The 26,134-nt window shown below is 62.5% G+C and carries 20 protein-coding genes and 1 pseudogene; 12 read left to right on the forward strand and 9 right to left on the reverse strand.

Annotated elements, in window-relative coordinates:
* Positions 1-147 precede the first annotated feature (147 nt).
* The 5 genes from ntrC to glnA all read right to left on the reverse strand — a co-directional run bounded on the left by ntrC (position 148) and on the right by glnA (position 5,697).
* On the reverse strand, positions 148-1,581 hold the full coding sequence (gene ntrC / locus ACNFCJ_RS22245; protein ID WP_106733307.1) for a nitrogen regulation protein NR(I): 1,434 nt from the start codon (positions 1,579-1,581) through the stop codon (positions 148-150).
* Positions 1,578-2,666 carry a nitrogen regulation protein NR(II) gene (glnL, locus tag ACNFCJ_RS22250; RefSeq protein ID WP_099525926.1) on the reverse strand — a complete coding sequence of 363 codons (1,089 nt, stop codon included), beginning with the start codon at positions 2,664-2,666 and terminating at the stop codon, positions 1,578-1,580. Before glnL ends, ntrC begins: the two co-directional genes overlap by 4 nt.
* Before the next feature lie 189 nt (positions 2,667-2,855).
* Positions 2,856-3,473: a DUF4124 domain-containing protein gene (locus ACNFCJ_RS22255; RefSeq protein WP_416773671.1), complete on the reverse strand. Its 618-nt coding sequence runs from the start codon at positions 3,471-3,473 to the stop codon at positions 2,856-2,858.
* A gap of 5 nt (positions 3,474-3,478) precedes the next feature.
* Positions 3,479-4,054 (reverse strand): DUF4124 domain-containing protein, encoded by a 576-nt coding sequence (locus ACNFCJ_RS22260; protein ID WP_416773672.1) that lies wholly within the window; start codon positions 4,052-4,054, stop codon positions 3,479-3,481.
* 236 nt (positions 4,055-4,290) lie between these two features.
* Positions 4,291-5,697: a glutamate--ammonia ligase gene (glnA, locus tag ACNFCJ_RS22265; protein ID WP_013717510.1), complete on the reverse strand. Its 1,407-nt coding sequence runs from the start codon at positions 5,695-5,697 to the stop codon at positions 4,291-4,293.
* A gap of 329 nt (positions 5,698-6,026) precedes the next feature.
* On the opposite strand from glnA, the gene thiI reads away from it, so the two are divergent.
* Together thiI and typA are read left to right on the forward strand one after the other, a co-directional pair.
* Entirely contained in the window at positions 6,027-7,481 is a 1,455-nt protein-coding gene (gene thiI, locus ACNFCJ_RS22270; protein WP_416773673.1) for a tRNA uracil 4-sulfurtransferase ThiI, read from the forward strand.
* Between the two features lie 284 nt (positions 7,482-7,765).
* Entirely contained in the window at positions 7,766-9,589 is a 1,824-nt protein-coding gene (typA, locus tag ACNFCJ_RS22275) for a translational GTPase TypA (RefSeq protein WP_416773674.1), read from the forward strand.
* Between the two features lie 106 nt (positions 9,590-9,695).
* Here typA and ACNFCJ_RS22280 read toward each other — a convergent pair whose 3' ends face one another.
* On the reverse strand, positions 9,696-10,421 hold the full coding sequence (locus ACNFCJ_RS22280; RefSeq protein WP_416773675.1) for a TrmH family RNA methyltransferase: 726 nt from the start codon (positions 10,419-10,421) through the stop codon (positions 9,696-9,698).
* Between the two features lie 202 nt (positions 10,422-10,623).
* On the opposite strand from ACNFCJ_RS22280, the gene rlmE reads away from it, so the two are divergent.
* Positions 10,624-11,253, forward strand: coding sequence for a 23S rRNA (uridine(2552)-2'-O)-methyltransferase RlmE (gene rlmE, locus ACNFCJ_RS22285; protein ID WP_416773676.1), 630 nt, complete (start codon positions 10,624-10,626; stop codon positions 11,251-11,253).
* A 142-nt stretch (positions 11,254-11,395) separates the two neighbouring features.
* Here the strand turns inward: rlmE and gbcA are convergent, their stop codons facing one another.
* The gene (gbcA, locus tag ACNFCJ_RS22290; protein ID WP_003463910.1) at positions 11,396-12,682 is read right to left on the reverse strand and encodes a glycine-betaine demethylase subunit GbcA; all 1,287 of its coding nucleotides are present in this window, start codon (positions 12,680-12,682) and stop codon (positions 11,396-11,398) included.
* Positions 12,683-12,996: 314 nt separating this feature from the next.
* Here gbcA and gbcB point away from each other — a divergent pair, with 314 nt between their 5' ends.
* On the forward strand, positions 12,997-14,103 hold the full coding sequence (gene gbcB, locus ACNFCJ_RS22295) for a glycine-betaine demethylase subunit GbcB (protein WP_416773677.1): 1,107 nt from the start codon (positions 12,997-12,999) through the stop codon (positions 14,101-14,103).
* 75 nt (positions 14,104-14,178) lie between these two features.
* Here gbcB and ACNFCJ_RS22300 read toward each other — a convergent pair whose 3' ends face one another.
* Positions 14,179-15,219, reverse strand: a complete 1,041-nt coding sequence (locus ACNFCJ_RS22300; RefSeq protein ID WP_416773678.1) for a low specificity L-threonine aldolase — start codon at positions 15,217-15,219, stop codon at positions 14,179-14,181.
* Between the two features lie 239 nt (positions 15,220-15,458).
* Here ACNFCJ_RS22300 and ACNFCJ_RS22305 point away from each other — a divergent pair, with 239 nt between their 5' ends.
* From ACNFCJ_RS22305 to fdhA, 8 genes are all read left to right on the forward strand, one after another.
* Positions 15,459-15,758, forward strand: coding sequence for a hypothetical protein (locus tag ACNFCJ_RS22305; RefSeq protein WP_179574701.1), 300 nt, complete (start codon positions 15,459-15,461; stop codon positions 15,756-15,758).
* A gap of 694 nt (positions 15,759-16,452) precedes the next feature.
* Positions 16,453-17,706 carry a serine hydroxymethyltransferase gene (glyA, locus tag ACNFCJ_RS22310; protein WP_416773679.1) on the forward strand — a complete coding sequence of 418 codons (1,254 nt, stop codon included), beginning with the start codon at positions 16,453-16,455 and terminating at the stop codon, positions 17,704-17,706.
* 66 nt (positions 17,707-17,772) lie between these two features.
* Positions 17,773-19,023 (forward strand): sarcosine oxidase subunit beta, encoded by a 1,251-nt coding sequence (locus ACNFCJ_RS22315; protein WP_125836359.1) that lies wholly within the window; start codon positions 17,773-17,775, stop codon positions 19,021-19,023.
* 11 nt (positions 19,024-19,034) lie between these two features.
* A complete protein-coding gene (locus ACNFCJ_RS22320) occupies positions 19,035-19,361 on the forward strand; it encodes a sarcosine oxidase subunit delta (RefSeq protein ID WP_416773680.1) in 327 nt (108 codons plus the stop codon).
* Positions 19,358-22,381, forward strand: a complete 3,024-nt coding sequence (locus ACNFCJ_RS22325) for a sarcosine oxidase subunit alpha (RefSeq protein ID WP_343351178.1) — start codon at positions 19,358-19,360, stop codon at positions 22,379-22,381. Before ACNFCJ_RS22320 ends, ACNFCJ_RS22325 begins: the two co-directional genes overlap by 4 nt.
* A complete protein-coding gene (locus ACNFCJ_RS22330; RefSeq protein ID WP_099525915.1) occupies positions 22,374-23,003 on the forward strand; it encodes a sarcosine oxidase subunit gamma in 630 nt (209 codons plus the stop codon). Before ACNFCJ_RS22325 ends, ACNFCJ_RS22330 begins: the two co-directional genes overlap by 8 nt.
* A gap of 152 nt (positions 23,004-23,155) precedes the next feature.
* Positions 23,156-24,019 (forward strand): formyltetrahydrofolate deformylase, encoded by an 864-nt coding sequence (gene purU, locus ACNFCJ_RS22335; RefSeq protein ID WP_416773681.1) that lies wholly within the window; start codon positions 23,156-23,158, stop codon positions 24,017-24,019.
* Positions 24,020-24,239: 220 nt separating this feature from the next.
* Positions 24,240-25,439, forward strand: a complete 1,200-nt coding sequence (gene fdhA / locus ACNFCJ_RS22340) for a formaldehyde dehydrogenase, glutathione-independent (RefSeq protein ID WP_416773682.1) — start codon at positions 24,240-24,242, stop codon at positions 25,437-25,439.
* 343 nt (positions 25,440-25,782) lie between these two features.
* Here the strand turns inward: fdhA and ACNFCJ_RS22345 are convergent.
* Positions 25,783-26,134, reverse strand: a pseudogene (locus ACNFCJ_RS22345) (transposase); the annotation flags it as partial.

Here is a 26,134-nt window from a genome sequence, read left to right on the forward strand (position 1 = left end):
GTCCTACCTCATCGCCGTGAGGATCGCAGTTATCCGCGAGCGGTCAAACCCAAGCCGTCCAAGTATCCGACCAGAAATAAAAATGCCAGTCAGCTTAACTGACTGGCATTATCCCACGGAATGCCCTTTTTCGTAGCGTTGGCGGGATCAGTCGTCGCTGTCGTCGTCGTCCCCGCCGTCGACCTTCATGCCCAGTTCCTTGATCTTGCGGGTCAGGGTGTTACGACCCCAGCCCAGCAGCAAGGCGGCGTCGCGGCGGCGGCCGGCGGTGTGCTTGAGCGCGGTCTCGATCATGATGCGCTCGAACGCCGGCACAGCGCTGTCGAGCAGGTTGGACTGGCCGCGTGCCAGGGCCTGGTCGGCCCAGAGGCGCAGCGCCTGCTCCCAGTTGGTCACTGGTGCGGCGTCCTGCGGCTGGGTCAGCAGCTCGGGTGGCAGGTCATCGACGTGCACTTCGCGACCCGAGGCCATGACGGTGATCCAGCGGCAGGTGTTCTCCAACTGGCGCACGTTGCCCGGCCAGGGCAGGTGCTTGAGGTAATCCTCGGTTTCGCTCTTGAGCAATTTCGGCTCCACCGCCAGTTCCTGCGCGGCGCGGGCGAGGAAGTGGTGGGCCAGGGTCGGGATGTCCTCGCGGCGATCGGCCAGGCGCGGGATGTGAATGCGGATGACGTTGAGGCGGTGGAACAGGTCTTCACGGAACTTGCCGGCTGTCACCAGGGTTTCCAGGTTCTGGTGGGTGGCGGCGATGATGCGCACGTCCACCTTCACCGGGGTGTGACCACCGACGCGGTAGAACTCGCCATCGGCCAATACGCGCAGCAGACGAGTTTGAGTGTCAGCCGGCATGTCGCCGATTTCGTCGAGGAACAGGGTGCCGCCATCGGCCTGTTCGAAACGGCCGCGACGCTGGTTGGCCGCGCCGGTGAAGGCGCCTTTCTCGTGGCCGAACAGCTCGGACTCCATCAGATCCTTTGGGATCGCCGCCATGTTCAGGGCAATGAACGGCGCTGCTGCGCGTGGGCTATGGCGGTGCAGGGCGTGAGCCACCAGCTCTTTACCCGTACCAGATTCGCCGTTGATCAGTACGGTGATATTGGAGTGGCTCAAGCGTCCAATAGCGCGGAAAACCTCCTGCATCGCCGGTGCTTCACCGATGATTTCCGGGGTGCGCGCCTGTGCCGCCGGTACGGCCAGGCTCTGCTGTTCCTGAGCATGCTGGAAGGCGCGCTTGACCAGTGAAACGGCCTCGTCGACGTCGAACGGCTTGGGTAGGTACTCGAAGGCGCCGCCCTGGTAACTGGCTACTGCGCTGTCCAGGTCCGAATGCGCGGTCATGATGATCACCGGCAAGCGTGGATACAGCTCGCGGATGCGTGCCAGCAGGTCGAGGCCGCTGGCTCCGGGCATGCGGATGTCGGAGATGATCACGTCCGGCTGTTGGCGGGTCAGGCGGGCGAGTACACCGTCGGCACTGTCGAAACTCTGGGTGGTCATGCCTTCCTGTTGCAGGGCCTTTTCCAGTACCCAGCGGATGGAACGATCGTCGTCGACAATCCAGACGGTTTCACTGCGGCTCATGGCGTGGGCGCTCCTTGTTCCAGCGGTAGGAAGATCGAGAATACGGTGTGGCCGGGATAGCTCTCGCACTCGATCAGCCCCTGGTGCTGGCTGATGATGTTCTGGGTGATGGCCAGGCCCAGGCCGGTGCCGTCGGCACGACCGCTGACCATGGGATAGAAGATGGTTTCCTGCAGTTCCGGCGGAATGCCGGGACCGTTGTCGATGATCTCGACCTTGACCACCAGGCGATGGCGCGTATGGCCAATGGTGAACTGGCGCAGGGTGCGGGTACGCAGGCTGATGCGCCCGAGGCCCATGTCATGCTTCTGCCCGGCGATGGCCTGCATGGCGTTGCGCACGATATTGAGCACGGCCTGGATCATCTGCTCACGGTCGATCAGCAGATCTGGAATGCTTGGGTCGTAGTCGCGTACCAAGGTGATGCTGCCTTGGCTTTCCGCCTCAATCAGGTTGGCGACACGCTCCAGCACCTCGTGCACGTTGGTCATCGACAGCGACGGCAACTTGTTCGAGCCGAGCATGCGGTCGACCAGGTTACGCAAGCGGTCGGCCTCTTCGATGATGACGTTGGTGTAGTCCTTGAGTTCTTCATTGGGCAGTTCGCGCGACAGCAGTTGCGCCGCACCGCGAATGCCGCCGAGCGGATTCTTTATCTCGTGGGCCAGGCCGCGCACCAGCAGTTTGGTGGTTTCCTGCTTGGACAGCTGCGCCTCTTCCTTGGTGATGCGCAGCAGGCGGTCGCGCGGGTGCACCTCCAGCAGCAGCAGGGTTTCGCCCATGCTGAACAGCGGCGTTACCGCGTAGTCCACGGTCAGCGTCTGGCCGGTGACCGAGGTCAATACGGCTTCGCGCTTGTTGAATGGGTGCGCCTGTTCCACCGCCTGGCGCAAGGATGACAGCGCCTCGGGCGATTCGGTGAACAGGTCGCTGATGAACTGACCGTGGCTGCGTTGGCCGCTGACGGCCAGGAGCATTTCCGCCGCCGGGTTCATGTACTCAAGGCACAGCTGGCTGTTGAGCAGCAGGGTGGCGGTGGTCAGATTGTCGAGTAGCAGGCGGTGCAGCGCGTCGTTGATGGTCATAAGCAGTGCGTTCCGGCGATGAGCAGGAAAATGCAAGAAGCAAACCAAGGCCCCGAAAAGACGCATTATTTGTGCGGTCTGCCAGGTTTTGGTGGTGCTGGGGCGAGGCCGGGCGGGGAAAAGCGACCCAAAACAGGGAGAGCTTAGGAGGTGGTGCGCCAGATTGCACCATTAAGGTGCAATCTGCTTTCAGAGGAAAGGAAGGATGCTGGCCTTTTCCTTGGGCTTGTCTTTCAGCGGGCACTCGGGGCGAACGCCGTATTCATCTTTCTTGCAGGGATTGATCTTGCGCTTCTGCGCCAGGGTCATGCGGTGCATGTGAAAGGGTTGCGCGGGTGTGCGCTCGACGATGAGGCCGGCGGAGTCGATGATTTCTGCCACCAGTTGGTGCGTGCCGCGGTCGACGTGCTGCAGGGAGAAGACCGGGCTACGGCTGATCTCGCCCTGGGGAGCACCGTCGAGCAGCAGTCGGTAGTTATGGCCGGGCAGCAGGCCCGGCTCGCTGTTGAGGGTGACGATCATGTCGCCGGAGCCGTTGTGGATCGAGGCATCCGGCTCCGGCACGAGGATGCGCAGTACCTGATAGTGCACGGTCGGCTTGGTGACGGCAGGTGGCGGGGCCATGCGCACTGTGGATTGCGGCTGGTTCATTTGCGCGCTGTTGGACGGCGCGAGCATCACCCGTTCAGCATTGCTGCTGCGCGGTTTGTCAGTGAAAACGCGGTTACCTTCAGCATCGATGTAGGTATAGACCTGAGCCGAAACGACTTGGGTGATGAGCAGCAGGCAAAACAGTAGTGCACGCATCGGGATCAGTTCGTCGGTCTCGGGGTTGGGCGCGGAGTCGGTCGTGGTGGTGTGACCGGTGGGCGGGCAGGGCTGTTGACGCTGATGCGCTGCACGGTGAAGGTTTCGGTGGCGCTCTGCTGAATGATGCGTTCGCCCGCGACTACCGCCACAGCGAGGCTGTGCTCACCTCGGTCGACATCGGTCAGTTGCAGGCTCGGTACGTTGCTGGCCTGGCCGTATGGCTCGCCATCGAGAATCAGGCGTAGCTGGTGGCCGGGCTGCAGGCGCGGCTGGATGTTCACACCGACGATGAAGGTACCGTTGTTGGCGCGCATCGCGTCGTCGTCAGGGATGCCGGTGAGGCTCAGCACGGAGTAGGGCGCTTCGCTCTGCGCTGGCGTGTTGCCGTCGGTCGCCGGCATGCTCGGCGTCTGCATCTCCACCGTGTTGGTCGGGGGCAGATTGACGCTCTCGGCGGCCGTGCCATCTGGAGGCTGATTGGTGAAGACCGTGTTGCCGTTGGCGTCGGTGTATTTGTAGATCTGCGCACTGGCCGGCAGGGCCAGGGCGAGCAGCAGGCAGGCGAGTAACGGGCGCATGGGCCGATCCTTCCGCGGGTGATGCGCTAAGCCTTGCACTGCTATCGGTTCCTGGCAAGCGCAGGGCGCTATGGCTGTGATGTTTGGCTACAAATCGGCGCCGGTCATGGAGACGATTGCGTAGGGCTCGGGCTCTCGGTACGCACGGCGTACCCTGCGGCGGAAAATGAAAAAGCCCCGCCAGGCATCGCCGGACGGGGCTTTCGAGTGCGCTGCACGAGGCGGCGCAGACTGGCTTAGACGCTGTAGTACAGGTCGTATTCCAGCGGGTGTACGAAGGTACGTACCTTGATTTCTTCTTCCGATTTCAGCTCGATGTAGGCATCGATGAAGTCGTCGGAGAACACGCCGCCCTTGGTCAGGAACGCGCGGCCCTTGTCCAGCTCTTCCAGGGCTTCTTTCAGGCTGCCGCAGACCTGCGGGATCAGCTTGCCTTCTTCCGGCGGCAGGTCGTACAGGTTCTTGTCGGCGGCATCGCCCGGGTGGATCTTGTTCTGGATACCGTCCAGACCGGCCATCAGCAGTGCAGCGAAGCACAGGTACGGGTTGGCAGCCGGGTCCGGGAAGCGCGCTTCGATACGGCGGGCTTTCGGGCTGGAAACGTACGGAATACGGATCGAAGCGCTGCGGTTGCGAGCCGAGTAGGCCAGCATGACCGGCGCTTCGAAGCCCGGAACCAGGCGCTTGTAGGAGTTGGTCGACGGGTTGGTGAAGCCGTTCAGGGCCTTACCGTGCTTGATGATGCCGCCGATGAAGTACAGGGCGGTCTCGGACAGACCGGCATAGCCTTCGCCAGCGAAGGTGTTCTTGCCGTCCTTGGAGATCGACATGTGCACGTGCATGCCCGAACCGTTGTCGCCGTACAGCGGCTTCGGCATGAAGGTAGCAGTCTTGCCGTAGGCGTCGGCCACGTTGTGCACGCAGTACTTCAGGGTCTGAACTTCGTCAGCCTTGGCGACCAGGGTGTTGAACTTCACGCCGATTTCGTTCTGACCGGCAGTGGCCACTTCGTGGTGGTGCACTTCGACGACCAGGCCCATTTCTTCCATGGCATTACACATGGCAGTACGGATTTCGTGGTCGTGGTCGCACGGCGGAACCGGGAAGTAACCACCTTTGACGGCCGGACGGTGGCCTTTGTTGCCGCCTTCCACGTCTTGGTCGGTCATCCAGGAGCCTTGCTCGGAGTAGATCTTGAACATCGAGCCGGAGATGTCGGACTTGAACTTCACTTCGTCGAAGATGAAGAACTCGGGCTCCGGGCCGACGAATACGGTGTCACCGATGCCGGTGGTTTTCAGGAACTCTTCGGCACGCTTGGCGATGGAGCGCGGGTCACGATCGTAGCCCTGCATGGTGCTTGGCTCGATGATGTCGCAAACGATGATCAGGGTCGGCTCTTCGGTGAACGGGTCCAGTACCGAAGTTTCGTCGACCGGCATCAGGATCATGTCGGAGGCTTCGATGCCTTTCCAGCCGTGGATGGACGAGCCATCGAACATCTTGCCGTGCTCGAAGAAGTCTTCGTCCAGGGCGTCACGGGCCGGCATGGTCACGTGGTGCTGCTTGCCTTTGGTATCGGTGAAGCGCAGGTCTACCCACTTCACGTCGTGTTCTTTGATCAGTTGAACAGCCTTAGACATGTTGTCCTCCAGATGGAAAAGGCTCGCTTCGTGGAGCCCCGATATGTGCGGTGAAGCCCGGCGGGATAGTCCTTCAGGGCGACCTGCCTCACAAGGGAGCAAATTGCATGCCAGTGCCCTTTATTGGGCAGAGGCCGCGAAACTCAGGCGCTACGCCGGCTGCGCGCCGATTCTGTGGAGATATTTGCACCATTTAAGGGCTGCTGTTTATGGAAAAGGCCTATTTTGGTGCGCCAACTTTGGGTTGCAGTATTTTTGGTCAAAGCTTGAACAATTTCCGCTATAATCCGCGCCCCTGTTTTTTCGTCCCCCAAGCGGGCGGCCTATTCATGAAGCTGATCGTCAAAGTTTTCCCGGAAATCACCATCAAGAGTCGCCCGGTGCGCAAGCAGTTCATTCGCCAGTTGGGGAAGAACATTCGCTCCGTGCTGCGTGATCTTGACCCTGCTCTGCGGGTCACGGGTGTCTGGGACAACCTCGAGGTCGAGACCGACCTGGACGATCCCAAGCTGCTGGCCGAGATGACCGAACGCCTGCGCAACACGCCGGGCATTGGTCTGTTCCTCGAGGTGAATGAGTACCCGCTGGGCGATCTGGACGAGATCACCGAACACTGCAAGCGCCACTACGCCGACCAGTTGCCGGGCAAGATCTTCGCCGTGCGTTGCAAGCGTGGCGGCAAGCACGCGTTCAGCTCAATCGATGTCGAACGCCATGTCGGTTCGCGTCTGCGTCAGGAGTGCGGTGCAGCCGGTATCGACCTGAAGAAACCGGACGTCGAAGTGCGCATGGAAATTCGCGATCAGCGCCTCTTCGTGGTGCACAACCGCCACGAAGGCCTCGGCGGTTACCCGCTGGGCTCGTTGGAACAGACCCTGGTGCTGATGAGTGGCGGCTTCGACTCCACCGTCGCGGCCTATCAGATGATGCGCCGAGGCCTGGTCAGCCACTTCTGCTTCTTCAATCTCGGTGGCCGTGCCCATGAACTGGGCGTGATGGAAGTGGCGCACTATATATGGCAGAAGTTCGGCCGCTCGCAGCGTGTGCTGTTCGTCAGCGTGCCGTTCGAGGAAGTGGTCGGCGAGATTCTCGGCAAGGTCGACAACAGCCAGATGGGCGTGATCCTCAAGCGCATGATGCTGCGCGCCGCCACCCGCGTCGCCGAGAAGCTGCAGATCGAAGCGCTGGTCACCGGCGAGGCGATCAGCCAGGTGTCGAGCCAGACCCTGACCAACCTGGCGGTGATCGATTCGGCCACCGACATGCTGGTGATGCGCCCGCTTATCGCCAGCCACAAGCAGGACATCATCGACACCGCCACGCAGATCGGTACCGCCGAGTTCGCCAAGAACATGCCCGAATACTGCGGCGTGATCTCGGTCAACCCGACCACCAAGGCCCGCGGTTACCGCGTGGAGAAGGAGGAGGCGCAGTTCGACATGGCCATCCTCGATCGCGCCTTGGAACGCGCCACCCAACTGCCCATCGACCGCGTGATCGACGAACTGGGCAAGGACGTGCAGGTCGAGGAAGTGCGTGAGGCGCTGGCCGGGCACATCGTCATCGACATTCGCCACCCCGACACCGCCGAAGACGAGCCGCTCGACGTGCCGGGTATCGAGGTGCAGGCGCTGCCGTTCTACGCGCTGAACAACAAATTCAAGGAACTGGATGAGAACCGCCAGTACCTGCTGTATTGCGACAAGGGCGTCATGAGCCGCCTGCATGCCCATCACCTGCTGAGCGAGGGGCATGCCAATGTGCGCGTTTATCGTCCGACATAAGACGCCGGGGTTGAATGGCGGCAGTATCCGCCATCGCCCTCCCGACCCGGGGCACCTCTAAAAACTACCTGCGTTGTCATTGCTGCGTTAAAAACAAGCTCAAAATGCTCACATAGCTCGTAAAGTCGAGCGCGACTCCGACCGTTTTTCGCTTGTTTCTGCCTTGCACTGACTGCCTCGCCTAGGTTTTTAGAGGTGCCCCGATCAGCTCGCTGATCCCCTTTTCTTCATATTCGTCGTCCAGGCTGGGCGACATACCGAATCCTCTGATCGAGATACATACAGTGATCGAAAAACTGCGCAACATCGCCATCATCGCCCACGTCGACCATGGCAAAACCACCCTCGTAGATGCCCTGCTGCGTCAATCCGGCACCCTTGAGCGTAACGAGCTCAACGACGAGCGCGTGATGGACAGCAACGACCAGGAAAAAGAGCGCGGCATCACCATTCTGGCCAAGAACACCGCCATCAAATGGAACGACTACCGCATCAACATCGTCGACACCCCCGGCCACGCCGACTTCGGTGGCGAAGTAGAGCGCGTGATGTCGATGGTCGACTCCGTACTGCTGGTGGTCGACGCCCAGGACGGTCCGATGCCGCAAACCCGTTTCGTGACCAAGAAGGCCTTCGAAGCCGGTCTCAAGCCGATCGTCGTGATCAACAAGATCGACCGTCCGGGCGCGCGTCCTGACTGGGTCATGGATCAGATCTTCGACCTGTTCGATAACCTCGGCGCCACCGATGAGCAACTCGACTTCCAGGTCGTCTACGCCAGCGCCCTGAACGGCATCGCCGGTCTCGACCACACCGCCATGGCCGAAGACCTGACCCCGCTGTACCAGGCCATCGTCGACCACGTGCCGGCGCCGAACGTCGACCTCGACGGCCCGTTCCAGATGCAGATCTCCGCGCTGGACTACAACAGCTTCCTCGGCATCATCGGTGTCGGCCGTATCGCCCGTGGTCGCGTCAAGCCGAACACGCCGGTAGTGGCCATCGACGTCGACGGCAAGAAACGTAACGGCCGTATCCTCAAGCTGATGGGCCACCACGGCCTGCACCGCGTAGACGTCGAAGAAGCCACCGCCGGTGACATCGTCTGCGTCAGCGGCATGGACCAGCTGTTCATCTCCGACACCCTGTGCGACATCAACCATGTCGAGGCGATGAAGCCGCTGACCGTCGACGAGCCGACCGTGTCGATGACCTTCCAGGTCAACGATTCGCCGTTCTGCGGCAAGGAAGGCAAGTTCGTCACCAGCCGCAACATCAAGGAGCGTCTGGACAAGGAGCTGCTGTACAACGTGGCCCTGCGCGTTGAAGAGGGCGACAGCGCCGACAAGTTCAAGGTCTCTGGTCGTGGCGAGCTGCACCTCTCGGTACTGATCGAAACCATGCGCCGCGAAGGCTTCGAAATGGGCGTCGGCCGTCCGGAAGTGATCATCCGTGAAGTCAACGGCGTCAAGCAGGAGCCGTACGAGAACGTCACCATCGACATCCCGGAAGAAGCCCAGGGCAAGGTCATGGAAGAGATGGGCCTGCGTAAGGGTGACCTGACCAACATGGCGCCGGACGGCAAAGGCCGTGTGCGCCTGGAATACAACATCCCGGCTCGCGGTCTGATCGGTTTCCGTAACCAGTTCCTGACCCTGACCAACGGCGCCGGCATCCTGACCTCGATCTTCGACCGTTACGACACCGTTAAGCCGGGCAGCATGTCTGGCCGTCAGAACGGCGTACTGGTGTCGATCGATACCGGCAAGGCGCTGACCTACTCCCTGGAAACCCTGCAGGCGCGCGGCAAGCTGTTCATCGAGCACGGCCAGGAAATCTACAACGGTCAGATCATCGGCCTGAACAGCCGCGACAACGACCTGGGCGTCAACCCCACCAAGGGCAAGAAGCTCGACAACATGCGTGCTTCGGGCAAGGATGAAACCATCGCCCTGGTACCGCCGGTTCGCTTCACCCTGGAGCAGGCTCTGGAGTTCATCCAGGATGACGAGCTGTGCGAAGTGACGCCGAAGTCGATCCGTCTGCGCAAGAAGATCCTCGACGAAGGCGAGCGCACCCGCGCTGCCAAGAAAGCCAACAAGGCTTGATGCGGCTAGCTTAGCGCTGTAACTGAAAAGCCCCGCCAGAGCGATCTGGCGGGGCTTTTTTGTGGACTTTCGCCGAGCGCCGGGACGCGCGGGCATGAGTCGCGGGCTAGCGGCTCAGCTCATACACACAGATGTTTACCGTGCTGGCCAGGTTCAGTGACTCGATCGCGCCGCTGCCGGCGATGGTGAACGGCGTGGCGTTGAGCTCGCTCAGCGCCTGGCTTGGGACGCCGCGCGCTTCGTTGCCGAACAGGTAGCACTCGGCCTGCGCGAAGGCCGGTGCGCGCAGGCTTTGGCCCTGCATGTCGAGGCAGGCGATGCGTGCAAAGCGCGTGCTCAGGTTGTCGAGGCTGACATCCTGCTCGATGGAGGTGTGAAAGATTGCCCCCATGCTGGCGCGCACCACCTTGGGATTGAAGGGGTCGACGCTGCCGGGGCTGAGCAGGCAGCGGAAGCCGCCGAACCAGGCGAGGCTGCGCAGGATGGTGCCGAGGTTGCCGGGGTCCTGGATCTCGTGCAGGTAGATGGCCTTGCCGGCCGGCGCCGACGGGCCGGAGCCAATCGCCGCCATCGGCACTACCGCGATGATCCCCTGGGGGGTCTTGGTGTCGGAGATCTGCGCCATCTGCCGGTCACTGATCAGGTGCGTCCTGAACGGGCTCTGCCAGTGCTCGTAGGCGGCCGTGACGTAGAGTTCGCTGCTTGCCAGCTGGGGCGCGTGCTGCGCCGCTTTCTGCAGTTCCAGCACCAGGTGTTCGCCCTCGACGAGGAAGTGGCCGAATTGCTCCCGGTACTTTTTCTGCTGCAGTTTCTTGACGTCGTCGAGTTTCATGGAAGGCCTGGAAAGGGGCGTGAAAGCGGGGCTCCTCGCGGTAGCGAGGCCGCTGCGATTGTACCTGCCACCCGGCGGGCTGTCAGGCTGCAGGGCCGGCCGGCGTGAGCCGCAGGGCTGCGATGGCTTATACTCGCGACAATTGTGCAGCCCGGGTCACCATGCCGGCGGGCTGCCTTCCTGGAATTGATCTGGTTGAACGATGAAACGCTCAAAAAGCAGCAGCCGCTGGCTGAACGAACATGTGAACGATCCCTACGTGAAGCAGGCGCAGAAGGACGGCTACCGCTCGCGTGCCGCCTACAAGCTGATCGAGATCAACGAAAAGGACAAGCTGATTCGTCCCGGTATGCTGATGATGGACCTGGGCTCGGCCCCCGGTGGCTGGTCGCAGATCGCCGGACGTATGGTGGGGGCCACCGGCCGGGTAATCGCCAGCGACATCCTGCCGATGGATTCGCTCGATAACGTCGACTTCATTCAGGGTGACTTCACCGACGACAAGGTGTTCCAGCAGATTCTCGATCTGCTCGATGGTCGTCGCCCGGATTTGATCGTCTCTGACATCGCCCCCAATATCAGCGGCGTCGGCGTGGCCGATCAGGCAGCGTCGATGTATCTGGTGGAACTGGTGCTGGACATGGCCCGACAGGTGCTCAAACCTGGCGGCAACTTCGTCGCCAAGGTGTTTCAGGGCGAGGGTTCGGATGAGTACCTGCGCGACGTACGGCGTTCCTTCGAGAAGGTCATGGTGCGCAAGCCGGCAGCCTCGCGTCCGCGTTCGCGTGAGGTGTACTTCGTCGCCAAGGGCTTCAAGGGCGAGGCTCAGTAAGGATCAGTTTGCGCGCACGCGCGGCGTTTGTGCTGAGCCAGCCAGCGCTCGGCGTTCAGTGATGCGCTTGCTGCGAGGAGGCTTACGGGGGAAGTGGCCGACCTGATGAGGCCGGCCACTGGCATGGCCCTTCGGGGCGTTGTCAGCCCTCAACCTGGCGCAGTTGCGCCGGGGTGTCGCCGAGGTTGTTGAGCATGCGCTCGCTGTACCAGTCGAGGAAGTTGATCACGCCGAACTCGTAGGTCTTGGAGTACGGGCCCGGCTGGTAGGCGGTGGAGTTGATGCCGCGCTGGTTTTCCTCGCCGAGGCGTCGATCCTGGTCGTTGGTGGCGTCCCACACCTGGCGCAGGCGGGCGATGTCGTAGTCGACACCTTCGACGGCGTCCTTGTGCACCAGCCATTTGGTGATGACGATCGTCTCCTGGGCGCTGACCGGCCATACGGTGAAGTTGATCAGGTGATCGCCCATGCAGTGGTTCCACGAATGCGGCAGGTGCAGGATGCGCATGGAGCCCAGGTCCGGGTCGGTGATGCGTCCCATCAGCTTGTTGCAGCCCGGCTTGCCGTCCATGGTCATGGAAACGGTGCCCTTGAGCAGCGGCATGCGCACGATGCGGTTGCGCAGACCGAAGCTGGCGTGGGCGTAGGGAATGTTGTCCTTGTCCCAGCGGCTGGTGCATTCGGCCACCTGATCCTTGAACGCCTGGCTGGCGCGTGGGTCGGTGACGTCATCCCATTCCAGCAGGGTGTTGAGCAGTTCCGGGTGCGAACCGTTGCAGTGGTAGCACTCGCGGTTGTTCTCGATCACCAGCTTCCAGTTGGCCTTCTCGTGCATGACGCTCTGCACCGCGACCTTGGTGTTCTCCATGTCGTACGGCTCCATGTAGTGAGCCAGGGTGCTCAGGAACTCGTCGATGGCCGGCGGGTTGTCCGCCAGGCTGATGAAGATGAAGCCGCCAGCGGTCTTGCAGTTGACCGGTTTGAGGTTGTAGTCGGAGAGCTTGAAGCCTTCGCCCATCTCGGTGCCGGCGAACAACAGGCGACCATCGAGCTCATAAGTCCATTGGTGGTAGGGGCAGACCAGCTTGGCGACCTTGCCTTTGTCGGAGACGCACAGGCGCGAACCGCGATGGCGGCAGACGTTGTGGAAGGCATGGATCTGACCTTCGGCACCGCGGATGACGATGATCGGGTTGTCGCCGATCTGCAGGGTGAGGAAGTTGCCCTTGGTCGGGATTTCGCTGGTCATGCCGGCGATCAACCATTCCTTGTGGAAGATCTCCTGCATGTCGACCTGGAACAGGCGCTCGTCGTTGTAGAACGGCTGCGGCAGCGAGAAGCTGTGGTCGCGTTCGTGCAGCATCTGCGCGGTGGCCTTGCGGACGGGCTCCAGCGGGTCGCCCAGGCTCAGATTTTGGGTGCAGTCCATGTTGGCTCCTCAGTGGCTGGCGCGTTATGCCTGCCGGAAAAAGTGGCTGATACGGTATGTGCCGCAAGGTGGTCGTTTATCACTGCCGCCTGCGATGGGCGTGCATGCTTGGTGAGGCGGAGTGTGGAGCCGAGCCAAGGCGAAACCTTATCCATGGGCGACATGGCCGGATGCGTTTCCGACGCGCTAGCCCCCGTGCTATCAGGCAGGTCGCGATAAGCATGTGGATGTCGCTGGTAGATAAATGACGGCGCTCGGCCTTTCGCACAATCGGTGACATATAGGCCGACATCCGGCCGTGTGGAGAGCTGTTCATGACCACCAGCAACGCCTTCCTCAACCCGGTTACCACGCAGACCTGGACCAACGGCCGCCACCTGGTGCGTTGCGTCAAGGTGATCCAGGAAACCTGGGATGTGCGCACCTTCTGCTTCATGGCGGACCAGCCCGTGCTGTTCTTCTTCAAGCCCGGGCAGTTCGTCACCCTGGAGCTGGAGATCGATGGCCAGCCGATCATGCGCTCTTACACCATTTCCAGCTCGCCTTCGGTGCCTTACAGCTTCTCCATTACCATCAAGCGGGTGCCGGGCGGCAAGGTCTCCAACTGGCTGCACGACAACCTCAAGGAAGGCGACGAGGTACCGGTGCACGGCCCGGTCGGCTTGTTCAATGCCATCGATTTCCCTTCCGACAAGGTGCTCTATCTCTCCGGCGGTGTCGGCATCACCCCGGTGATGTCGATGGCGCGCTGGTTCTACGACACCAACGCCAACGTCGACATGATCTTCGTGCACAGCGCGCGCTCGCCCAAGGACATCATCTACCAGCGCGAGCTGGAGCACATGGCGGCGCGCATCAACAACTTCAGCCTGCACGTGATCTGCGAGAAGCACGGGCTGGGCGAGTCCTGGGCTGGCTATCGCGGTTACCTGAACAAGCCAATGCTGGAGCTGATGGCACCGGACTTCCTCGAGCGCGAAATATTCTGCTGTGGCCCGACGCCCTACATGAGCGCGGTCAAGCGTCTGCTCGAGGCAGCCGGCTACGACATGAGCCGTTACCACGAGGAGGCCTTCGGCCCGACGCCACCGGAGATCCGCGCCGAGGTCAAGGAACTGGCCGCCGAAGCCGCCGAGGCGCCCGAGGTGCCGGTGGCCGAGCTCAATCAGGTGGAGTTCATCAGTACCGGCAAGAGCATCCGTGTGGTGCCTGGCGAAACCGTGCACGCCGCTGCGGCCAAGCTCGGCCTGCATATTCCCAAGGCCTGCGGCATGGGTATCTGCGGTACCTGCAAGGTGATGAAGACCGCCGGGGAAGTGGAGATGGAGCACAACGGCGGCATCACCGACGAGGATGTGGCCGAGGGCTACATCCTGTCGTGCTGCAGCGTGCCGAAAGGGGATGTGGCAATCGACTATTGATCGTCATGAATATCCGTAGCCCGGATGAAATCCGGGCTACTTAGCCATAAACACCGTTCGTGGCCTTAAGGCGTTTCAGGCGCTCATCACTTCACGGATATCTGCAGCCAACTGACGCACACGGGCTTCGTCGGTATCCCACGAGCACATGAAGCGCGCGCCGCCGGCGCCGATGAAGGTGTAGAAGCGCCAGCCACGGGCGGTGAGGGCGGCGATGGCCGGCTCCGACAGTTGCAGGAACACGCCGTTGGCTTCCACCGGGAACATCAGGCTGACGCCGGGTACGTCCTCGACCAGGGTGGCCAGCAACTGCGCGCAGCGGTTGGCGTGGTTGGCGTATTTCAGCCAGACATCGTTCTGCAGGATGCCGACCCAGGGCGCGGACAGGTAGCGCATCTTCGAGGCCAGTTGGCCGGCCTGCTTGCAGCGGTAGTCGAAGTCCTCGGCCAGATCCTTGTTGAAGAAGACGATGGCCTCACCGACGGCCATGCCGTTCTTGGTGCCGCCGAAGCACAGCACATCGACGCCGGCCTTCCAGGTCAGCTCTGCCGGGGTGCAGCCGAGGAAGGCGCAGGCGTTGGAGAAGCGTGCGCCGTCCATGTGCAGGTGCAGGCCCAGCTCCTCGCAGACCTGGCTGATGGCGCGGACTTCTTCCGGGCGATAGACAGTGCCTACTTCGGTGGCCTGGGTGAGGGTGACCACGCGCGGTTTCGGGTAGTGGATATCCTGACGCTTGCGGGCGATCTCGCGGATCGCATGCGGGGTCAGCTTGCCGTTATCGGTCTTGGCCAGCAGCAGCTTGGAGCCGTTGGAGAAGAACTCCGGTGCGCCGCATTCGTCGGTTTCGACGTGGGCGGTCTCCGAGCAGATCACGCTGTGGTAGCTCTGGCACAGCGAGGCCAGGGCCAGGGAGTTGGCGGCAGTGCCGTTGAAGGCGAAGAACACCTCGCAGTCGGTCTCGAACAGGCGGCGGAAGTGATCGGCAGCGCGCGCCGTCCATTCGTCATCGCCGTAGGCGCGCTGGTGGCCCTGGTTGGCCTCGGCCATGGCGCCCCAAGCTTCGGGACAGATGCCGGAGTAGTTGTCGCTGGCGAATTGCTGGGCATTGTCGGGCATTGGCGCGTTCCTTCTGAAAAACCTGCCGGCGGGTCTGCCGGGAAAGCCTCTACTTTAACCCTGCGGCTATCTGTCAGGCGTCCGTCGCCGCGACGAGTTGTTGCGCTGAAGCGTACTGCCGAGTCGGTTCGTGGCCAATCGTTCGGCTAGCAGATGGAACTTGAAGCTTGCTCTGGCGTTCACACTTACCAGAGGGCGGCAGTCGATCCGCTCTCCGCAATCAAGAGAAGGAGTTTCCCATGACTTATCGTCACCTGCTCGCCCTTGCCCTGCCGCTGGCCGTGGCGCTCCCCGTTTCCGCCGCCGAGTGGTCGGATGATGCCAAGACCGAATTCGTTCAGCAGTGCATCGCTGGCGCACCGGCAGGCTACGAGGAGCCACAACTGCGTGCTTATTGTGACTGCGCTGCGACCAACGTCAGCAAGGAATTCAGCGAAGCCGAGCTGCAGGAAATCAGCCGCCAATCCCCGCCTGACCCTGCCATGCAGCAGCGTCTGGTAAATGCCTCCAGCAGCTGTGCTGGCAAGCTCAAGCCTTAAGGCGTCGTTGAGCAAATAGCAGGCGCTGGCGCCGGAGCCCCATGGGCTCTGGCCCGGCGCCATGTTTCCACAGGCCATGCACAGCGCCGCCCACAGTATTTGTGCACAAGCCTGCTCTATCTCTTTGATCCTGTTCGATTTTTAGCCGTCTCTCGGCAAGCCCCGGCTGCTCTGGCTTCGCGCCTGCGTCGAACAGCCTATGCACAGTTTCATCCACATCTTCTGTGCATATCCCCAACCGATCCTCGCCTCTCGCCCATGTCGCTGGTGGATAAGCCAGGGAGCCTGCGTGGCTGTATGGATATCGAACACGACCCTCAGCGGCAGCGCCGGCAGGGGTGGCAGCCATCTGCTGACAGCTTTTCCACAGGCTAGTCCACCGCTTCTGTGCATGGTCCGCTTTGTTAACTGCTTGATATCGATCAGGAAATAACCGCGACCCGGCAGCCCCTGCAGATGCTGGGGCGACGCGCGGTATGCACGGTTTATCCACAGCTTGATCCCCGTTATTTGTGCGCAAAAACGCGAGCTGATCTCGACGCGCCTGATTGCGACAAGGCCATGTCGCAAACGAATGCTCTCACGGCGTTGGCAGGCATTTGAGCGGGCAGGGGCGGCCCTACCATCGCTGCACAGGGCCTTGCCGGCCTGCCCGTCCAAGACCGCCGCCCACAGGCGCTGCAGGAGAGTTGAGATGTTCAGCAAGCAGGATCAGATTCAGGGTTACGACGACGAGTTGCTCGCGGCGATCGATCAGGAAGAACGCCGTCAGGAAGAGCATATCGAGCTGATCGCCTCGGAGAACTACTGCAGTCAGCGGGTGATGGAAGCGCAGGGCAGCGGCCTGACCAACAAGTACGCCGAAGGTTATCCGGGCAAGCGTTATTACGGTGGCTGCGAGTACGTCGACAAGGTCGAGCAACTCGCCATCGACCGCTCCAAGGCGCTGTTCGGCGCCGATTACGCCAACGTTCAGCCGCACTCCGGTTCCTCGGCCAACAGCGCCGTGTACCTGGCGTTGCTCAATGCCGGCGACACTATCCTCGGTATGAGCCTGGCCCACGGCGGCCACCTGACTCACGGCGCCAAGGTGTCGTCCTCGGGCAAACTCTACAACGCCGTGCAGTACGGCCTGGACACCGCTACCGGGCTGATCGACTACGACGAGGTCGAGCGCCTGGCCGTGGAGCACAAGCCGAAGATCATCGTTGCCGGCTTCTCCGCCTATTCCAAGACCCTGGATTTCCCTCGCTTTCGCGCTATCGCCGACAAGGTTGGTGCGCTGCTGTTCGTCGACATGGCCCACGTCGCCGGCCTGGTCGCAGCGGGCCTGTACCCGAACCCGATTCCCTTCGCCGATGTGGTCACCACCACGACTCACAAGACCCTGCGCGGCCCGCGTGGCGGCCTGATCCTGGCCAAGGCCAACGAAGAGATCGAGAAGAAGCTCAACTCCGCCGTATTCCCCGGTGCCCAGGGCGGCCCGCTGATGCACGTCATCGCCGCCAAGGCCGTGTGCTTCAAGGAGGCCATGGAGCCGGAGTTCAAGGTTTACCAGCAGCAGGTCATCGACAACGCCCGGGCCATGGCCAAGGTGTTCATCGAGCGCGGCTACGAGGTGGTGTCCGGCGGCACCGACAACCACCTGTTCCTGCTCAGCCTGATCAAGCAAGGGCTGACCGGCAAGGAGGCTGACGCCGCCCTCGGCCGCGCTGGCATCACCGTGAACAAGAACGCCGTACCGAACGACCCACAGTCGCCGTTCGTCACTTCGGGCATCCGCATCGGTACGCCGGCGGTGACCACCCGTGGCTTCAAGGTCGCCCAGTGCCAGGCGCTGGCCGGCTGGATCTGCGACATCCTCGATCACCTCGGCGATGCCGATGTCGAGGCGCAGGTGGCCAAGCTGGTGGCCGGGCTGTGTGCGGACTACCCGGTGTATCGCTAAGCCAACCCTTTCTCTCGGCCCCTCTCGCGTAACGCTGAGAGGGGAGTAGAACCCTGGAGCATGCCCATGCAACGTTATTCCGGCTTCGGCCTGTTCAAGCACTCGTTCAGCCACCATGAGAACTGGCAGCGCATGTGGCGTAACCCGACGCCCAAGCCGGTGTACGACGTGATCATCGTCGGCGGTGGCGGCCACGGCCTGGCCACAGCCTATTACCTGGCCAAGGAGTTCGGCGTGAAGAACGTCGCCGTGGTGGAGAAGGGCTGGCTCGGCGGCGGCAATACCGCGCGCAATACCACTATCGTGCGTTCCAACTACCTGTGGGACGAGTCCGCGCAGCTTTACGAACATGCCATGAAGTTGTGGGAAGGGCTGTCGCAGGACATCAACTACAACGTCATGTTCTCCCAGCGTGGCGTCTACAACCTCTGCCACACCCTGCAGGACATGCGCGACGCCGAGCGCCGCGTCAGCGCCAACCGCCTCAATGGCGTGGATGGCGAACTGCTCGATGCCAAGCAGGTCGAGGCGGAGATTCCCTACCTCGATTGCAGCAAGAACACCCGTTATCCGGTGATGGGTTCCACCGTACAGCGTCGCGGTGGCGTCGCCCGTCACGACGCCGTGGCCTGGGGCTACGCACGTGCCGCCGATGCCCTGGGCGTCGATCTGATCCAGAACACCGAGGTGATCGGTTTCCGCAAGCAGAACGGTGCGGTGATCGGGGTGGAGACCAACAAGGGTTTCATCGGCGCCAAGCGCGTCGGCGTGGTCACTGCCGGTAACTCCGGGCACATGGCGGGGCTCGCCGGCTTCCGTCTGCCGCTGGAATCGCACCCGCTGCAGGCGCTGGTGTCCGAGCCGATCAAACCGATCATCGACAGCGTGATCATGTCCAACGCCGTGCATGGCTATATCAGTCAGTCGGACAAGGGCGACCTAGTCATTGGTGCCGGCATCGACGGCTATAACGGCTACGGCCAACGCGGCTCCTACCACACCATCGAGCACACCCTGCAGGCCATCGTCGAGATGTTCCCGGTGCTCTCGCGGGTACGCATGAACCGCCAGTGGGGCGGCATCGTCGACACCTGCCCGGACGCCTGCCCGATCATCTCCAAGACCCCGGTGGACAACCTGTTCTTCAACTGCGGTTGGGGTACCGGTGGCTTCAAGGCCACGCCGGGTTCAGGCCACGTCTTCGCCGCCAGCCTGGCCAAGGGTGAGATGCACCCGCTGGCCAAGCCGTTCTCCATTGACCGTTTCCACACCGGCGCACTGATCGACGAGCACGGCGCCGCTGCCGTGGCTCACTAAGGAGACCCGCCATGCTGAACATCTTCTGCCCCTACTGTGGCGAACTGCGCTCCGAAGAGGAATTCCACGCCAAGGGCCAGGCGCACATCGCGCGCCCGCTCGATCCCGATGCCTGCAGCGATGCAGAGTGGGGCGAGTACATGTTCTTCCGCGACAACCCGCGTGGTATCCACCATGAGCTGTGGGTGCACGCAGCCGGTTGCCGCAAGTATTTCAACGCCACCCGCCACACCGTGACCTACGAGATCCTCGAGACCTACAAGGTCGGTGAGAAGCCTTCGGTCACCGCGGCCGGGGCCACCGACAAGCAAGCCGTGGCAGAAGGAGTAACGGCATGAGCCAGGTCAATCGTCTTGCCAAGGGTGGTCGCATCGACCGCAGCCAGGCGCTGAGCTTCACCTTCAATGGCCAGACCTATCAGGGCTTCGCCGGCGACAGCCTGGCCGCCGCGTTGCTGGCCAACGGCGTCGACATCGTCGGTCGCAGCTTCAAGTATTCGCGTCCACGCGGCATCGTCGCCGCAGGTGCGGAAGAGCCCAACGCTGTGCTGCAGATCGGCTCCAGCGAGGCGGCGCAGATTCCCAACGTGCGTGCCACCCAGCAGGCGCTGTACAGCGGCCTGGTGGCCAGCAGCACCAATGGTTGGCCGAGCGTAAACACCGACCTGATGGGCATCCTCGGCAAGGTCGGCGGCGGCATGATGCCGCCCGGTTTCTACTACAAGACCTTCATGTATCCGCAGAACCTGTGGATGACCTACGAGAAGTACATCCGTAAGGCCGCAGGCCTGGGCCGTTCGCCCACCGAAGTTGATCCGGATATCTATGACCAGATGAACCAGCACTGCGACGTGCTGATCGTCGGCGCCGGCCCTGCCGGCCTGGCTGCCGCGCTGGCTGCCGGCCGTAGCGGTGCGCGGGTAATCCTCGCCGATGAACAGGAAGAGTTCGGTGGCAGCCTGCTCGACACCCGTGAAACCCTGGATGGCAAGCCTGCCGCCGAATGGGTAGCGCAGGCCATTGCCGAGCTGAAGACGCTGCCGGAAGTCACCCTGCTGCCACGCGCCACAGTCAACGGTTACCACGACCACAACTTCCTCACCATCCATCAGCGCCTGACCGATCACCTCGGTGAAGTCGCTCCGATGGGGCAGGCTCGTCAGCGTATGCACCGCGTCCGCGCCAAGCGCGTGGTGTTGGCCAGCGGTGCTCATGAGCGGCCGCTGGTGTACGCCAACAACGATGTGCCCGGCAACATGCTGGCTGGCGCCGTGTCGACCTACGTCCGCCGTTATGGCGTGGCACCGGGCCAGGAACTGGTGCTGTCGACCAACAACGATTACGCCTACCGCGTGGTGCTCGACTGGCTCGATGCCGGGCGCAAGGTGGTGGCTGTCGCCGATGCCCGCAGCAACCCGCGCGGCAGCTGGGTCGAGGAGGCGCGTGCGCGTGGCGTACGCATCCTCACCGGCAGCGCAGTGGTCGAGGCGCGCGGTAGCAAGCGCGTCACCGGCGCGCGTATCTGCGCCATCGACGTCAAGGCCCACAAAGTCACCAGCCCCGGCGAAGTGTTGGACTGCGACCTGATCGTCAGCTCCGGCGGCTATAGCCCGGTAGTGCATTTGGCTTCGCACCTGGGCGGTCGCCCGGAGTGGCGTGAAGACATCCTCGGTTTCGTGCCGGGGCCGGGCAATGGCATTCAGCAGCGCATCGACGCCGGCGCGGTGAACGGTGTGTTCGCCCTCGGCGACGTACTCGCCAACGGTTTCGAGGCCGGCGCCAAGGCAGCTGCCGAGGCTGGTTACAAGGCCGTCAGCGGCAGCCTGCCGCAGGCCGAGGCGCGCCAGGAGGAGCCGATGCTGGCGCTGTTCCAGGTGCCGCATGACAAGTCCACGGCGCGTGCGCCGAAGCAGTTCGTCGACCTGCAGAACGATGTCACCGCGGCCGGCATCGAGCTGGCAACGCGTGAAGGCTTCGAGTCGGTCGAGCACGTCAAGCGTTACACCGCACTGGGCTTTGGCACCGACCAGGGCAAGCTGGGTAACATCAACGGCCTGGCTATCGCCGCGCGTTCGATGGGCATCAGCATCGTGCAGATGGGCACCACCATGTTCCGCCCGAACTACACCCCGGTGACCTTCGGCGCCGTGGCAGGTCGTCATTGTGGTGAGCTGTTCGATGCCAAGCGTTACACCGCGATGCAGGCATGGCATGTGAAGAACGGCGCCGAGTTCGAGGACGTCGGCCAGTGGAAGCGCCCTTGGTACTTCCCGAAAAATGGCGAGGACCTGCATGCCGCCGTGGCGCGTGAGTGCCTGGCCGTGCGCAACAGCGTGGGCATTCTCGATGCCTCGACCCTGGGCAAGATCGACATCCAGGGCCCGGATGCGCGCGAGTTCCTCAACCGCGTCTACACCAATGCCTGGACCAAGTTGGACGTGGGCAAGGCGCGCTACGGCCTGATGTGCAAGGAAGACGGCATGGTCTTCGACGACGGCGTCACCGCCTGTCTGGCCGACAACCATTTCGTCATGACCACCACCACTGGCGGCGCTGCCCGCGTGATGGAGTGGCTGGAGATCTACCACCAGACCGAATGGCCGGAGCTGAAGGTGTACTTCACTTCGGTCACCGACCACTGGGCGACCATGACCCTGTCCGGCCCGAATAGTCGCAAGCTGCTGGCCAAGGTCACCGACATCGATCTGGACAAGGACGCCTTCCCCTTCATGAGCTGGAAGGAAGGTCTGGTCGGTGGCGTGCCGGCGCGGGTGTTCCGCATCTCCTTCACCGGCGAGCTGAGCTACGAGGTGAACGTGCAGGCCGACTACGCCCTGGGCGTATGGGAGCAGATCATCGAAGCCGGCAAGGAGTTCGACCTGACGCCTTACGGTACCGAGACCATGCACGTGCTGCGCGCCGAGAAGGGCTTCATCATCGTTGGCCAGGACACCGACGCCTCGGTGACCCCGGACGACCTCAACATGGGCTGGTGCGTTGGGCGCACCAAGCCGTTCTCCTGGATCGGCAAGCGCGGTATGAACCGCGACGACTGCCTGCGCGAAGACCGCAAGCAGCTTGTGGGGCTGAAACCGGTCAACCCGAACCAGGTGCTGCCGGAAGGCGCGCAACTGGTGTTCGACCCGAAACAGTCCATCCCGATGCAGATGGTGGGCCACGTCACCTCCAGCTACATGAGCGCGGCCATGGGTTACAGCTTCGCCATGGCGGTGGTCAAGGGCGGCCTCAAGCGCATGGGCGAGCGTGTGTTCGCGCCGCTGGCCGATGGCAGCCTGATCGAAGCCGAAATCTGCAGCTCCGTGTTCTATGACCCGAAAGGGGATCGCCAGAATGTCTAACGTCAACGTCTACCAACAACGTCCCGCCGACATCGCCGGGCAGTCGCCGCTGCATCACGCCGGCCTGCATGAGCTGGTCGGCAAGGGTCGCAAGAACGCCGGCATCACCCTGCGCGAGAAGAAACTGCGCGGGCACCTGGTCATTCGTGGGGATGCCAAGGACGCTGGCTTCTCCGGCGGTGTGCACAAGGCCCTGGGCCTGGAGCTGCCGGTGGCGTTGACCCTGGTTGCCGACGGCGACACCTCGCTGCAGTGGCTGGGCCCGGATGAGTGGCTGCTGATCGTGCCTGGCGGCAGCGAGTTCGAGGTCGAGCGCAAGCTGCGCACGGCGCTGGACGGTCAGCATTTCTCGGTGGTCAACGTCAGCGGCGGGCAAACCCTGTTGGAGCTATCGGGGCCGAAGGTGCGCGAGCTGCTGATGAAGTCCAGCAGCTACGACGTGCACCCGAGCAACTTCCCGGTCGGCAAGGCGGTGGGCACCGTGTTCGCCAAGTCGCAGCTGGTGATTCGCCACACCGGCGAAGAGACCTGGGAGCTGGTGATTCGCCGCAGCTTCTCCGACTACTTCTGGCTGTGGTTGCAGGATGCCAGTGCCGAGTACGGCCTCGCCGTCGAGGCCTGAGTTGCATGCGAACCGTCCCCTCTCCCGCTTGCGGGAGAGGGTTAGGGAGAGGGGAAGGGCAAATCGCGTTGTACCGGCGGCCCTCTCCCCCGGCCCCTCTCCCATAAATGGGAGAGGGGTGCAAAGCAGCGGAGTTTGTTCTGGAGTTTGTTATGAGCCGCACCCCCGACACCTGGATTCTCACCGCCCATTGTCCGAGCGTGCTCGGCACCGTGGACGCGGTGACGCGCTTTCTCTTCGAACAGCGCTGCTACGTCACCGAGCACCACAGTTTCGATGACCGGCTGTCCTCGCGCTTCTTCATTCGCGTCGAGTTCCGCCAGCCGCAGGATTTCGACGAGGCTGCCTTTCGCGCCGGTGTAGCCGAGCGTCTGGCACCCTTCGACATGCAGGTCGAGCTGACCCCGCCGGGCTACCGCGCCAAGGTGGTGCTGATGGTGTCCAAGGCCGACCACTGCCTGCATGACTTCCTGTATCGCCAGCGTATCGGCCAACTGGCCATGGACGTGGTGGCGGTGGTGTCCAACCATCCCGACCTCGAGCCGCTGGCGCGCTGGCACGGCATTCCCTATCACCATTTCCCGCTCGACCCGGCCGACAAGCCGGCGCAGGAGCGCAAGGTGCTGCAGGTGATCGAGGACACCGGCGCGGAACTGGTGGTGCTCGCCCGCTACATGCAGGTGCTGTCGCCCGAGCTGTGCCGCAAGTTGGATGGTTGGGCGATCAATATCCACCACTCGCTGCTGCCCGGTTTCAAGGGCGCCAAGCCCTATCACCAGGCCTACCAGAAGGGCGTCAAGCTGGTTGGCGCTACGGCGCACTACATCAACAACGACCTCGACGAGGGGCCGATCATCGCCCAGGGCGTTGAGGCGGTGGATCACGCCCACTACCCCGAAGACCTGATCGCCAAGGGCCGCGACATCGAATGCCTGACCCTGGCCCGTGCCGTCGGTTATCACATCGACCGTCGCGTATTCCTCAACGCCAACCGCACGGTGGTGCTCAACGCCTGAGGGCAATCGCAAACCCGAATATTGGTGGGCTAAAGCCCACCAGTCGCAACGAAGAACGCTATTGGTGGGCTGAAGCGGATCGCCGCTCGGCCCATCTTACGGAACCCGCTCTGCCAGGTTTTACCGGCGGTTTCCGGCAACAGACGCAACAAGCTCCAGTGCAAGGCCGCGCGGCCAGTCGGTCGCGTCTTGTGTCCACAACAAGAAAGGAGAGTTACGCATGTCTGGTAATCGTGGTGTGGTTTATCTCGGTACGGGCAAGGTCGAAGTACAGAAGATCGACTACCCGAAAATGCAGGACCCGCGCGGCAAGAAGATCGAGCACGGGGTCATCCTTAAAGTCGTTTCCACCAATATCTGCGGCTCCGACCAGCACATGGTGCGTGGTCGTACCACCGCGCAGGTCGGCCTGGTGCTGGGCCACGAGATCACCGGTGAGGTGATCGAGAAGGGCCGCGACGTCGAACGCCTGCAGATCGGTGATCTGGTATCGGTGCCCTTCAACGTGGCCTGCGGCCGCTGTCGTTCCTGCAAGGAACAGCACACCGGCGTCTGCCTGACCGTCAACCCGGCGCGTGCCGGCGGTGCCTACGGCTACGTCGACATGGGCGACTGGACCGGCGGCCAGGCCGAGTACGTGCTGGTGCCTTATGCCGACTTCAACCTGCTCAAGCTGCCGGATCGCGACAGGGCCATGGAGAAAATCCGCGACCTGACCTGCCTATCCGACATCCTGCCCACCGGCTACCACGGCGCGGTCACTGCCGGCGTTGGGCCAGGCAGTACGGTGTATATCGCCGGCGCGGGTCCGGTCGGTCTGGCGGCTGCCGCCTCGGCGCGTCTGCTCGGTGCTGCGGTGGTGATCGTCGGTGACGTCAACCCAACGCGCCTCGCTCATGCCAAGGCTCAAGGGTTCGAAATCGCCGATCTGTCCAAGGACACCCCATTGCACGAGCAGATCGCTGATCTGCTGGGTGAGCCGGAAGTGGATTGCGCGGTTGACGCCGTGGGCTTCGAAGCCCGTGGTCACGGCCATGCCGGTGCCCAGCAGGAGGCGCCGGCAACGGTGCTCAACTCGCTGATGGGCGTCGTGCGCGTAGCCGGCAAAATCGGTATTCCTGGCCTGTACGTCACCGAAGATCCGGGCGCGGTGGATGCCGCGGCGAAGATCGGCTCCTTAAGCATTCGCTTCGGCCTCGGCTGGGCCAAGTCGCACAGCTTCCACACCGGCCAGACGCCGGTGATGAAATACAACCGCGCGCTGATGCAGGCGATCATGTGGGACCGCATCAACATCGCCGAGGTGGTCGGTGTGCAGGTCATCAGCCTGGATGACGCGCCGCGTGGCTACGGCGAATTCGATGCCGGCGTGCCGAAGAAATTCGTCATCGACCCGCACAAGAGCTTCAGTGCAGCGTGACGGCGTGACCTGGGCGTAGTCCCAGGCCGCCCTTTCACGGCCTAGGCGCATTGGTCCGCGCCTTTCTTTGGGAGCCTTCGGGCTAATGCCAGTCAGTTAAGCTGACTGGCATTTTTATTTCTGGTCGGATACTTGGACGGCTTGGGTTTGACCGCTCGCGGATAACTGCGATCCTCACGGCGATGAGGTAGGACGTAGTGCATGGCCGAGGCCTGTAGTTCGGCCAGGTAGCGAGGGATGTTGCCTGGATGATTCAAAGAGACCCCGTTCAAGAAGCCCAGAATCGCCCAGGTGCAAGCGGTAAAACTCATTTCGCAGGGGTAGATGCCAGGGCAGTGGCGGCTCATTTCCAGCATTTGATAACGCAGCAGGTTGTACCCCAGTAGTACGCCCCACAGTTCTTGTTCAATCATCTCCGGCGTTTTACTACGCAGTGTGTAGTGACCCGCGAGCATGCCTTACTTCATTTCTCGATAGCCCAGTTCGATTTCCCAACGCTGGCTGTACAGATCCACGATTTCGTCGGGTGGGAAGCGCAGAGGATCGATCATCGAGGTCAATACCTGCCGCACTTTGCCCTTGAAGGTCTTGCTTAATAACCGAGCCTGTAGCGTTTCTGGCAGATCGGGCCATTGTTTACGCGCCTGCGGCGAGGTCTTTAGCGAGACGATGGCATCGTGGCGCCCTAACTTACG

This window comes from Pseudomonas sp. NY15364 (assembly GCF_048068235.1).
In the GTDB taxonomy this organism is placed as follows: domain Bacteria; phylum Pseudomonadota; class Gammaproteobacteria; order Pseudomonadales; family Pseudomonadaceae; genus Aquipseudomonas; species Aquipseudomonas mendocina_D.